The sequence below is a fragment of the Dyadobacter sp. HNCC25DJ187 genome (assembly GCF_056895255.1).
Genome location: NZ_JBXHAT010000002.1, coordinates 626,372 through 638,614, shown reverse-complemented (window position 1 = coordinate 638,614; position 12,243 = coordinate 626,372). Strand labels below are relative to the sequence as shown.

Sequence of the window (12,243 nt, the reverse complement as noted above, 5' to 3'; positions counted from 1 at the left end):
TAAAATATTAAGATCATGAGATTTAAAAATGCTTTTATATATGGAATGACCGCGATGCTGGCAGTGGCATCGACAGGTTGTGACAATGAATTTCTGGAAACAGGACCTTCTACAGCTATTTCGGATGAACTGTTGTTCAGAACGGTGTCAGGTGCTCAGAATGCGATCAACGGTGTGTACAACTACATGCGTCTGCGTAATCAGGACATTGAATTCGGTACCATACTGCAATACAACAATGGTTTTGACATCATGGCGCAGGACTTGATTGTCCGCAATTCGATGGGACAGATGCAGGTCTACTATGCCCATAACACCAACCCGACCAGAGCCGATGGTGCGATGACGTCCAACGTGTGGGCCTATTATTACACGATTATCAATAACGTCAACATTATTCTGGATAATATCGACAGGGCAGAAGGAAGCGCAACACAGAAGAATAATATCAAGGGGCAGGCGATGGCCATCCGTGGCTGGGCCTACTTTTATCTGGTACGTTTCTATCAGCAGACTTATTCTATTGCCAAAGACCAGCCGGGAGTACCTTACTATGCTGTGGGCGGAACTACAGAAGGCAAGGCTCGTGAGAAGGTCTCAGTGATTTACACAAATATCGTCAATGACCTGAAAGGTGCGATTGATTTGCTGGGAGGTTATTCCCGTAATTATAAGAGCCAGATCAACTTACCTGTGGCGCAGGGTATTTTGTCAGAGGTGTATCTGACCATGGAGGACTGGGCCAATGCGGAAGCGATGGCGAAAGCGGCGAAAACAAACTTCCCTCTGATGACCGAAACACAGTTTAAGTCAGGGTTTAATGACTGGACTTTGGGTGAGTGGATGTGGGGTGTCAATCAGTCCTCTACCCAGAATTTCGGTAACGGATCTCCGTTTACACTTTGGGCGAATCAGACAAGAGGTACGCGTTGGACGTTCGATTTCCTTTATGTAAATGACACATTTAAAAACCTTTTTGAGGCTGGCGATGTACGTAACCAGTTCTGGTTCAGAACGGATCACGGACACTGGACTTCTGACAAATTCAGAGAAGCGCAGGACGACTTTTTCGGAGATGTGGTACTGATGCGTTCAGCAGAAATGTATCTGATCGAGGCTGAGGCGCTTGCACGCCAGGGAAAAGAAGCTGATGCGAAGACCGTTTTATGGCAATTGCAGGATGCAAGAAAGGCGACCCGCGTTGCAACTACTGGCACTGCTTTGGTAGAAAGTATTCTGCTCGAAAGAAGAAAAGAACTTTATGCCGAAGGGAAAGCCTGGTTTGACCTGAAGCGTACACAGAAAGGATTTACCCGGACCGGGGACCATCCGGCGAAAGTAACGATTCCGGCGCGTTCATGGCAATTCGTTCTGCAGATACCTGTCAATGAATTCAACAGTAATAAAAATCTTGTAAGTGCTGACCAGAATCCTTACGACGGTATTTTCCAACCGTAACCTTCCTAAGCTTCTTAACTACAGCAACGCCTTTGTGATACATTCATGAAGGCGTTGCTGTTTTGTATGACAGACTATTTATTAAGCAGCTCACTGATCTGCTTTTCCAAGCTCAGGCTAGGCCTGTCTGCATTAGAATTTACAATCTTTTGATGCTGATCTATCAAAACATATCTGGGAAAACCATACAGGTCATATTTTTCAATAATTGTTTTCTGCCATTCCGGATTAGCCCAAAGATTAATGGTGTTCAGTTGAAACTTTCTGCTTGCCTGCAGCCACTGTTCTTCAGTAGTATTTACACAAACACTCACAATTTTAACGGGTTTATCTTTGAAATGCTCTACGAGGGAATTTTCAGCAGGAAATTCTTCAATGCATGGTTTGCATCCGGAGAACCAGAAGGACAACACCACAATGTTTCCTTTAAAAGAGCGAAGGGAAGTGAGCGAATCCTGAAGATCTGCGAGTACAAAGTTAGGAGCCAGCTGATCTTTGGCGATTGTATTTCTTTGTCCTGAAAGTAAGTCTGCAGTTGCTGTTTCCATACACTATCAATGAAAACAGGCCCGGCAGATTTGAGGTAGTCCATGGCCACATCCCTTTTGTAGTAGTTGTAAACATTCTGAATGGTGTAGGCTTTGAACATGTCTTTTACCTCTCCGGACAATTCATGATCTGCCCAGCACAGGTGATAATTTAGGAAATCTTTTTGTGGGCAGTTAACGAAAGATTTATCATTTAAACCTTCGTTAAATAATTCATAGAGAAACAAATAATAAGATATCGAGTTTCGCGCCGATTGGTTATCTACCTTGGTCGTCTTTAAAAAATCGAAATACTTTTCAGGAATCTTTTCATCTACTTTTCCTGCATAGGCCCTTTGGGGAATGGAATGTAACCGCAACATGGCGTCACCGTAGCGGATATCCCAGTATTCGTAATTCTGAAACCAGTCAGGAAGTGTGTTTTTATATTGATCAAAAAAATGCAATTCCTGAGTGTGGATGACATCAATAGTTTTACTGAATGTTTCAAGATCCGGGGAAGATTGCAGCGCCATCGTCCGCCTGCTTTTGAAAGATTCAGAACCGGAAGACTCCTTTTGAGATATGTAGTCATTCACAGCTGAAAGACCATCAGGACCTTCAAAATTGATTTTATCGGGAGTCGAAAAATCAATTTGACATGTAAGATGGGATCCTGGAAGTAACATCATCTTGTAATCCTTACCTGCCGCTGAGAACGTTATTCTTTGGGGCCAGCTTGTGGGTACATGGAACGTCAGTGTACCTGATCCGGTTTTCAACGTATCTGTGATTTTAGTGTCTTGCTCAGGAAACATTTTATAAGCAGATACACTGCTAGGCTGCTCCTGTGCATTGTTGGAATAAACCACCTCGATGGTAGCGGATCCGTTAAAATCATACCAAAAGGCGTTGCGTTTGTCTGTTGATTTGCTGCAGTTTGACAGCAAGCCGAATAATAATAAGACAATCAGAGATGTAGGATATGCTTTCATACCTTACCAGTTTGGTTGAGGTAATAAAAGTAGTGGATTGGGATTTATACCTATCGACTCAGGGTGGATCGTCCCAGGATTTATTTTAAATAATTTTCAGGAGTCATTACGGATAGTTCACTTGTTTTGTAGTCCTTGATATTCCTCATAATAATGATTTGTATTTCTTTTTCCCTAAGCGCAGAGAAGTGCTCAAAAGCATCCTCAAAGTCTTTGAAATCAGAGTTTAGTGTATCCAAAATAGTGCTTCTGCTCATTTTAAAAACATCCATAATAGAATAATAGCGTTTTTAAGTTATCTATTACCTTACGGCGATATGCTGTTTTTTTTAGGAGATAATAAATGTTACTGGTCGTTACTGGTGTTACAAAACCTTTTATCAGACCTTGGTCACAGAGATCTAAAATTCTTGATGCATTTAATCCATCAAATGATAATTGATAGTTACATATCAATTAAATGACAACAACGCCTTCGCATTTCATTTACGAAGGCGTTGTTGTTATTTCAGGCTATTATGGTTGCGTAGTTGTATTGTAGTTGATCATCCAGAGAATACCAAACTTGTCTTTCAACGATCCGAAGTAATCACCCCAGAACATATCTTCCATAGGCATTTCAATCTCGCCCCCGTCTGCCAGCGCATTGAAGACGCGGTCTGCATCCTCTCTGGAGTCGGGGCTGAGCGAGATGTAGGAATAATTGCCGGGAACTAGTTTGTGACCCATGGATTCGACACAATCGGAAGCCATCAATATGTTGTTGCCAATTGGCAGTGAAACGTGCATCGCCAGATTCTTATCTGCTTCCGAAAAGTTCTCTGAACCGGGAGCATCGCCCATTTTCTGGATAAAAAGCTGTCCGCCAAATATGGATTGGTAAAATCTGAAGGCTTCCTCGGCATTACCGTTGAAATTCAGGTAAGGATTGATGGTAGGCATATGAATAAGATTTGATGATGGTGAATTATTTAAGAATCGAAAACGGTGACTTATACTGGTTTCACTGACTCGGCATTTTTGACATGTCCATATGCAGTACAGCCCAGCGGTGGCCATCCGGATCTTCGAATCCGAATACATACATCCAGCCCTCTGCAGGGCTTGGTTCTGCAAATATTTTACCGCCTGCCTTCCGGACAGTCTCTGCCATTGCATCCACTTCGCCTGGGCTCTCAGCATCTATATTGATCAGAGCCTGATGGCCCTGACTGGTATCGGCCACTTTGCTGTGCACCATACCTTCAAATGCCTTTGCGGGAAAAAGCATCAATACAAAGTTTTGTTCTCCTATGAAAAAACTGGCAGCATGCCGGTTGTTGTCATGCATAGGGTTGCTTCTGAAGCCTATATCTGAGAAAAATCTGCGGGATACTTCCAGATCTTTAACTGGTAAATTAAGCCATGCTTGTTTGACACTCATGATGATAGAATTTAAGTTGTTTGATACATGTTAGCATCAACTTTGCTGATGCCGACAGTACAAATGTCTGCCAATCCGGTCATTTGCATACGGTGATAAAGCGACAATCAGCAGGGGCAAATGTGACAACTTCATCCGTACCGGTGTATCATGTACACTATGGGGATTTCACCGTCTTACTTGCTGGCAAGTGTAAGTAAATTGGTGTCTTGTTTTTACACCTGCACGCAGTATTTGGTATTGAAAATTGATTACTTTGTCGGTTAATTGGCTGGTGTGAATGATGAGACGGGATTAATTAATAAATCAAAAATAAGAGGTAATGTATACCGGAAGTCATTATAGATTGGTCCATTTTATTCCCTGGACCAGGACTAAGATTTATAAAATGCTGGTCATGAGCATGGTCCCGACAGGGCTGTTCTATCTGTTCGGATGGAAATGGCTGGCAATTCCCTGGGTGCCGGTTGCATTGATGGGTACAGCAACTGCCTTTATATCAGGTTTTAACAATACTCAAACTTACAATCGTTTGTGGGAAGCACGTCAGATATACGGAGCGATCATCAATAACAGCCGGGCACTGGGAATGATGATTAAAGATTTCATCCGTAAAGAACAAAAGGCTGAGGAAGAGTTACTTCACAGGGAAATGGTGTACCGGCATATTGCCTGGCTAACGGCGCTGCGGTTTCAGTTAAGGGAAACCAAAAGCTGGGAGCATGTAAAGACCAAAATTTACAATCGGGAATACCTGAAATACTACCAGGTTCCGGAATGGGAAAGTACGCTGGAGGATGAGCTAAAGCCCTATTTGTCGGAATCCGACAGAACGTTTATACTGGATAGGAAGAACAGGGCTACGCAACTGATCGCGCAGCAGTCCGCACAGCTGCGCAAGCTTCATGAGCAGGGAGCGATTTCAGATTTCAATTATATTACGCTGGAGAATCAGTTAAAGGAGCTCTATGATCAGCAAGGCAAATGTGAAAGAATTAAAAACTTTCCATACCCACGGCAGTTCTCAACGATCAATCTGTTTTTTACCAATGCTTTTTGCATGCTTTTGCCCATGGGATTCCTGAATGAATTTTCCCGACTTGGCGAAGACTGTATCTGGTATACTATCCCTTTTAGTGTATTGACTGGCTGGGTTTTTCTGGTTCTTCAACAAATAGGACAAAGTACCGAAAACCCTTTTGAGGGAAACGCCAACGATGTGCCCGTTACCCAGATCAGCCGTAATATCGAAATTGATCTGAGAGATATGCTTGGCGAAAAAGATCTTCCTGCTCCGCTCACACCTGTGAATAATATTCTGATGTAAGTCACAATCTTCCTAAAACGAAAACCACTGGTCACTGCTGGTGGTTTTCGTTTTTATAACGTGTAAGATTTATATAATCCTGGCATATTATGTGTAATAACAATTATAAATATAAAAACTTATTTAATAATTATTTAAGGATTAATCTGTAAAAAGTAGTTTATGCAAACGTTTGCATTAAATTTGTCGTTCAATTTTAGAAAAGCATGAAGCTAGTATTTTTCACTGAAAAATCGACAGCTGTACGTGGTTTGAAAGTAAGACATCAATTAAAATATTTAGCAGTTATCCATGTCCGATCAAGAAAAAAAAATAAAGGTTGCCATCGTAGGCGTAGGTAACTGCGCCAGTTCGTTGGTTCAGGGGGTTGAGTATTACACGGCCCATTCCGAAAAATCGTCTGGCCTGATGGCCGATACCATTGGCGGTTACAGCGCAGAGCACATCGAGTTTGTATGTGGTTTCGAAGTAGATGAACGTAAAATCGGTTTACCGTTGAAAGAAGCGATCTGGGCCAGACCCAACTGCACGATTGCACTATACACACATATTACATCGCAAGCACCGGTTTACCGTTCCCCCGTGATAGACGGTGTTTCTCCTCAGATGTCGGCTTATCCGGCAGAGAACCGGTTTGTCATTCAAGACGAACTGGCTGCCACTGATCTGTTAGCCAACCAGGCCGAATATAACCCGGAGCTGGTAGCTTCGCTCCGGGAGGAGATCATCGCTCAATTACAACACCACCAGGCTGAGGTGCTGATCAATTACCTGCCGGTAGGCTCACAGCTGGCGACGGAGTTTTATGCGGAAATCTGTCTGGAGCTGGGTATTTCCTTGGTGAACTGTATTCCTGTGTTTATCGCTTCTGACCAAACCTGGGAACAGCGCTTCATTGATGCGGGCATACCTATTATTGGCGATGATATGCGCAGCCAGTTTGGGGCGAGTATTGTTTCTCAAATGCTTCAGGAACTCGCTTTCGAGCGCGGGCATCATGTGAAAGCGCATATACAGCGTAATGTAGGTGGCAACACGGATTTTCTGAATATGGAAGACAAAAACAGGCTGAAGTCAAAGAAGATCTCCAAGGAAAACGTAATCCGCGCGCAGAACGATATCCGGGGGATTTCGTCCGAGGACAGTTTCCTGCATGCCGGACCATCTGAATACATTGCTTACTATGGCGATAATAAGGTAGCCAATTTCAGACTGGAGTTGGAAGGTTTCATGGGAGCACCTGTGATTCTGGACGCGCAGTTGTCGGTTCAGGATTCCCCGAATTCAGCCGGTGTGGTGATCGATGCGATTCGTTATGTATATGTAGCCCGGGAGCTCGGACTGGTAGGCGCACTACGCGGACCATCGGCTTCTACGCAGAAGACGCCACCGCAGCAAATGATGTTCAGCGATGCGATCTATGAATGTCACGCACTGGCACGCCGTGAGCTGACGGCATCAACCAGAAAGCAGCTGAGAAAAACTGAAATGATTTCGACTATTTAGTAGGAATTCAGAAATTTTTTAATCCAATAGGAATTAAAGCAATCCGCAGAAGCAACAGGAGATATCCTGAGCATTCTGCGGATTTTTATTTGGTAAATTTCATCTCTTAAGTCAAAGCCGTTGATTATCAAATAAAAATTTTATGTTTTTTAACATAGAAAAAAAGTTTACAAATTTTTTTATTTAAATATTTGATAATGAGTTATTTATATTTCTTGTATAATAAAAAAGTTTACAAATTATTAATATCCTTTGTAGATTTGTCTCAGCCAAACAGACAGGAAATAGCAATAATTGTATCGGGAAATGATACTGTGCTGGTTGTGAGGATTTAAGCTTCATCCTATCATTTTGTAAGCGTTCCGGTGGCTACAAAGCTCCATTTTTGATAAAAGAAAACGATATAAAAGTTAACACATACCGCCATATACAATGAGCATTTTTGATAAACGTCTGCAATACAAACCCTTCGAATACCCTGAAATTTTACAATTTACCGAGGCAATTAATAAGGCCTACTGGGTACACTCCGAGGTGGATTTTACTGCCGATACGCAGGACTTTCATTCGCATCTGAACCATGCCGAAAGAAATGCGGTCAAAAATAGTCTTCTGGCGATTGCTCAGATTGAGGTGGCTGTAAAGTCGTTTTGGGGTAATCTGTTTCACCATTTGCCTAAGCCGGAATTCAACGGTTTGGGAAGTACATTCGCTGAATGCGAATTCCGTCATTCGGAAGCATACTCGCGTCTTCTGGAAGTTTTGGGCTATACCAATCAGTTTGAATCATTGGTAGAAATTCCGGTGATCCGTGAGCGCATCGATTATCTTTCTGAGGCTTTGGGTAACGCTAAATCTACTGACAGAAAAGAATATGCGTTTTCTCTGATCCTTTTCTCGATTCTGATCGAAAACGTAAGTTTGTTCAGTCAGTTCGCTATTATCCTTTCCTTTACCCGCTTTAAAGGGTTGATGAAAAACGTGAGCAACATCATCGCCTGGACATCTGTGGACGAGCAGATCCACGCCAACGCCGGTATTTACCTGGTCAACAAAATTCGTGAAGAATTCCCCGATATGTTTGATGATGCAACCGTTGCAGAGATTGTCAGACTCGTTCGTTCCTCTATTGATGTGGAGACTCGTATTGTAGACTGGATTTTCAGCGAAGGTGAGATTGACAGTATCAGCAAAGAGGATCTGATCAATTTCATGAAGTACCGTGCCGACGACAGTCTGCAGAAAATCGGTTTGCCGCGTCAGTTCAATCTGGCTCTGTCGGACATCAAGTTGCTGCAATGGTTTGAAGAAGAGGTTTTTGCAAATAGCCTTGATGATTTCTTTGCCAAACGTCCGGTAGACTATACCAAACACGACAAGAGTATATCCGCCTTCGATCTGTTCTGATCGGGCCATAATATTATTTTATTAACAAGAATTTAAAAACAGAACAAGCTAATGAATAGTCCCGAACTTGATTTGTTGGATGGCGTAGGTGTACGCTATGACATGGAAAAACTTTGGTGGAAAAACACTGAAAGTGAACAGGTTCTTAACAGAGGTTATCTACTGAAAGGCGAAACTGTAGAAGGAGCGATTGAACGTGTATGTGCTGCTGCTGCCAGGCGTTTGTACCGTCCGGAATTGAAAGAGGCGTTTCAGGAAATGGTAGAGCGTGGCTGGATGAGTCTTAGCTCGCCGATCTGGGCGAACATGGGAACCGAGCGTGGTTTGCCTATTTCATGCTTCAACGTACACGTGCCGGACAATATAGAAGGTATTACCCACAAATTGGGTGAGGTGATCATGCAGACAAAGATCGGTGGAGGAACGTCAGCTTACTTTGGCGCCTTGCGCGGAAGAGGTAGCGCGGTAACCGATAATGGTAAGAGCAGCGGAGCAGTAAGCTTTATGCGTCTTTTCGATACGGCGATGGATACGATCTCTCAGGGCGGTGTTCGTCGTGGTGCATTTGCTGCCTATATGGATATCGATCATGAAGACATTGAAGAGTTTTTGCAGATCAAGGATATTGGTCACCCGATCCAGAATCTGTTTTCAGGTGTGTGTGTACCTGACTACTGGATGCAGGAAATGATTGACGGCGATATGGAGAAACGTGAGGTATGGGCTAAAATTCTGCAAAGCCGCCAGCAAAAAGGTTTGCCTTATATTTTCTTCTCAGATAACGTCAATATCAACAAACCACAAGTTTACAAAGACAAAAATCTGAGGATCAATGCCAGTAATCTGTGCTCGGAGATTATGTTGCCATCGTCAGAAGACGAATCATTTATATGCTGCCTGTCTTCAATGAATCTGGAGTTGTACGACGAATGGAAAGATACCGACGCAGTTCGTCTTGCGATCTTCTTCCTGGATGCTGTATTGCAGGAGTTTATTGAAAAGACGGAAGGTAATCACTTTCTGGCAAACGCAAACCGTTTTGCAAAACGTCACCGTGCTCTGGGTCTTGGTGTGCTGGGATGGCATTCGTATCTGCAACGCAATATGATCCCTTTTGAAGGATTGCAGGCCAAGCAGCTTACGGTGAAAATTTTTCAGGAAATTCAGGCAAAATCCGAAAAAGCTACCCAGGAACTTGCTTTGATATACGGCGAGCCGGAATTGTTGAAAGGATACGGTCGTCGTAATACTACATTGCTGGCTATTGCGCCTACAACATCTTCATCTGCCATTTTAGGACAAACTTCTCCGGGTATTGAGCCTTTCAGCAGTAATTATTACAAGGCGGGACTTGCCAAAGGTAACTTCATGCGCAAGAACAAATACCTGAAAGAATTGCTGGAAGAGAAGGGCATCGACAATGAAGAAACCTGGCGTACGATCATGTTGAACCACGGAAGCGTACAGCACCTGGACGCACTTACGCAGGAAGAAAAAGATGTGTTCAAAACATTCAAGGAGATCAGTCAGCTTGAAATTATTCAGCAGGCTTCTATCCGTCAGAAATATGTGGATCAGTCACAGAGTCTGAATCTTAATATTCCTTCCAATTTACCGGTGAAAGAAGTAAATAAGTTGTTGATCGAAGCGTGGAAGCTGGGAGTGAAAACGCTTTACTACCAACGAAGTCAAAGTGTTTCCAAAGAACTGGTAACGAGTCTGGTAAGCTGCCAGTCCTGCGAGTCGTAATGATATAGATTTTAGTAAGCTGATCAGGCTGCTCTTTTTCGGAAGGGCAGCCTGATTGTTTTTTATCTCTAATTACAAGACAAGAAAAATAAGTTGCTTGTAGGATCATTCCGAACCAGGCAACCTCTATATTTGCGATATAACTTTAAATACATATCGATCCTCATGAACAGTTTTACCCGATCCCTGCTTAGGAAATTCTGCTTTGTTGGTTGCATTCTGTTAACTCTATTGCTTGAAAATCCCGCTATTGCACAAAGCACCGCTTTGACCGTGACCGGTGAGGTGGAATCTGCTCTGGAATTGAAAATGGAAGATTTGACCGTTTTTAAGCAGTTTACCCGAAAAGTGAAAGACCGTGACGGCAGGGAGCACGAGTTTGGTGGCGTGGCCCTCGCGGATATTCTTGCAAGGGCGGGAGTGACGCTGGGAGCTAAATTGCGGGGCGAAAATTTGGTAAAATATGTACTGATTACAGCAGCAGATGGCTATGAAGTGATATATGCGCTGGCCGAGATTGATCCTGAATTCACAGATCAGGTAATTTTGCTGGCTATACAAAAAGATGGCAAACCACTAGGGGCCGGTGAAGGTCCGTTAAGAATTATTGCTCCGAATGATAAAAAGCCCGCCCGCTGGATTCGGGAAGTGCGCTCAGTGAAAGTGATGTTTGCAAAACATTGACATCAGGACTTGAAGTGAATTACTTTAATCAAAGTAGCCGGTGGAATTTGTGATATTGCCTTAAGTAAAGCATCTTTGCTGACAAGTCTTCATTGCATCATTTACAGACTTTCTGGTAATAATTCCATAATCTAATTCTATTCGCGCTGATGAAAAAATTATGTTTCGTTGTAGGTATTCTCTTTTTTTTAACGGTCATCCCGACAAGTGCCCAAAAGTCGCTGAAAATCATGATTTTGGATGGAGAGTCGAATCCGTATCACCGGATTGATATTGGTACGCAAATCATGAAAAAGCTGCTGGAAGAATACAAGGCGTTTCAGGTAGAGGTGGTTTCAGCTCCGGGGAAAGATGGCGATTTTAGCCAGTTTAATCCGAGGTTTACAGATTATAATGCCATCGTATTGAATTATGATGTGCCTACAGAACGTTGGCCGGATGCACTGAAGAGATCATTCGAACAATATATGTCCAATGGTGGAGGTTTGGTAATTGTGCACGCGGCCAATAATTCTTTTCCGGGTTGGGTGGAATTCAATAAGATGATAGGTGTGGGCGGATGGCGCGACCGGAACGAAAAGAGCGGACCCTATTGGTATTATAAGGATGGCAAATTGGTTGAAGATACAAAACCTGGAAGCGCTGGTAGCCATGGGGCCAGATTGCCTTTTGCTATGAACGTGGTAAATACTAATCACCCGATTACAAAAGGTCTGCCGCCGGTGTGGATGCACCATAACGATGAGCTGTATGCAAATCTGCGCGGACCGGGTGAGAATATGACCGTACTGGCAACATCCAAATCTTTGAAAGAAAATCATGGAACCGGCTATGACGAACCACAGCTGATGGTGCTTACGTATGGAAAAGGACGCATCTTTCATCAAACGGCGGGTCACGATCCTGTCGGCATGAGCTCGGTTGATTTTGGTGTGCTATTGCAAAGAGGAACAGAATGGGCAGCGACCGGCAAAGTAACCCAAAAAGTGCCAGCCAATTTCCCCACAGCCAATACTGTTACTTACCGTGCTGATATTGCTGCGATGAATCCGGCGCCAGCTAAAAAGTAAATCGGGGAATCGGTAAAAATATTATCAATATTATTATAATACAAGAGCCTCCATACAGGGGGCTTTTTGCGTTTTACTCGTCTTGTGATCAGTATCT

11 protein-coding genes are annotated in these 12,243 nt (G+C 43.2%); 7 read left to right on the top strand and 4 right to left on the bottom strand.

Features of this window, described 5'->3' with window-relative positions; genetic code table 11:
* Window positions 1-15 precede the first annotated feature (15 nt).
* Window positions 16-1,458 (top strand): RagB/SusD family nutrient uptake outer membrane protein, encoded by a 1,443-nt coding sequence (locus tag AC1XUE_RS13680; protein WP_483356537.1) that lies wholly within the window; start codon window positions 16-18, stop codon window positions 1,456-1,458.
* Window positions 1,459-1,532: 74 nt separating this feature from the next.
* On the opposite strand, the gene AC1XUE_RS13675 is transcribed toward AC1XUE_RS13680, so the two are convergent.
* From AC1XUE_RS13675 to AC1XUE_RS13660, 4 genes are all read right to left on the bottom strand, one after another.
* Window positions 1,533-2,006 (bottom strand): TlpA family protein disulfide reductase, encoded by a 474-nt coding sequence (locus tag AC1XUE_RS13675; RefSeq protein WP_483356536.1) that lies wholly within the window; start codon window positions 2,004-2,006, stop codon window positions 1,533-1,535.
* Between the two features lie 1,054 nt (window positions 2,007-3,060).
* Window positions 3,061-3,237 (bottom strand): twitching motility protein PilT, encoded by a 177-nt coding sequence (locus tag AC1XUE_RS13670; protein ID WP_483356535.1) that lies wholly within the window; start codon window positions 3,235-3,237, stop codon window positions 3,061-3,063.
* Between the two features lie 259 nt (window positions 3,238-3,496).
* Entirely contained in the window at window positions 3,497-3,922 is a 426-nt protein-coding gene (locus AC1XUE_RS13665) for a VOC family protein (protein ID WP_483356534.1), read from the bottom strand.
* A gap of 61 nt (window positions 3,923-3,983) precedes the next feature.
* On the bottom strand, window positions 3,984-4,403 hold the full coding sequence (locus AC1XUE_RS13660) for a VOC family protein (RefSeq protein WP_483356533.1): 420 nt from the start codon (window positions 4,401-4,403) through the stop codon (window positions 3,984-3,986).
* A gap of 322 nt (window positions 4,404-4,725) precedes the next feature.
* On the opposite strand from AC1XUE_RS13660, the gene AC1XUE_RS13655 reads away from it, so the two are divergent.
* From AC1XUE_RS13655 to AC1XUE_RS13630, 6 genes are all read left to right on the top strand, one after another.
* The gene (locus tag AC1XUE_RS13655) at window positions 4,726-5,730 is read left to right on the top strand and encodes a bestrophin family protein (protein WP_483356532.1); all 1,005 of its coding nucleotides are present in this window, start codon (window positions 4,726-4,728) and stop codon (window positions 5,728-5,730) included.
* Between the two features lie 291 nt (window positions 5,731-6,021).
* The gene (locus AC1XUE_RS13650; RefSeq protein WP_483356531.1) at window positions 6,022-7,236 is read left to right on the top strand and encodes an inositol-3-phosphate synthase; all 1,215 of its coding nucleotides are present in this window, start codon (window positions 6,022-6,024) and stop codon (window positions 7,234-7,236) included.
* 432 nt (window positions 7,237-7,668) lie between these two features.
* The gene (locus tag AC1XUE_RS13645; RefSeq protein WP_483356530.1) at window positions 7,669-8,643 is read left to right on the top strand and encodes a ribonucleotide-diphosphate reductase subunit beta; all 975 of its coding nucleotides are present in this window, start codon (window positions 7,669-7,671) and stop codon (window positions 8,641-8,643) included.
* Window positions 8,644-8,694: 51 nt separating this feature from the next.
* Window positions 8,695-10,392: a ribonucleoside-diphosphate reductase subunit alpha gene (locus tag AC1XUE_RS13640; protein ID WP_483356529.1), complete on the top strand. Its 1,698-nt coding sequence runs from the start codon at window positions 8,695-8,697 to the stop codon at window positions 10,390-10,392.
* Window positions 10,393-10,557: 165 nt separating this feature from the next.
* On the top strand, window positions 10,558-11,076 hold the full coding sequence (locus AC1XUE_RS13635) for a molybdopterin-dependent oxidoreductase (RefSeq protein ID WP_483356528.1): 519 nt from the start codon (window positions 10,558-10,560) through the stop codon (window positions 11,074-11,076).
* Window positions 11,077-11,225: 149 nt separating this feature from the next.
* The gene (locus AC1XUE_RS13630; RefSeq protein WP_483356527.1) at window positions 11,226-12,146 is read left to right on the top strand and encodes a ThuA domain-containing protein; all 921 of its coding nucleotides are present in this window, start codon (window positions 11,226-11,228) and stop codon (window positions 12,144-12,146) included.
* Window positions 12,147-12,243 lie beyond the last annotated feature (97 nt).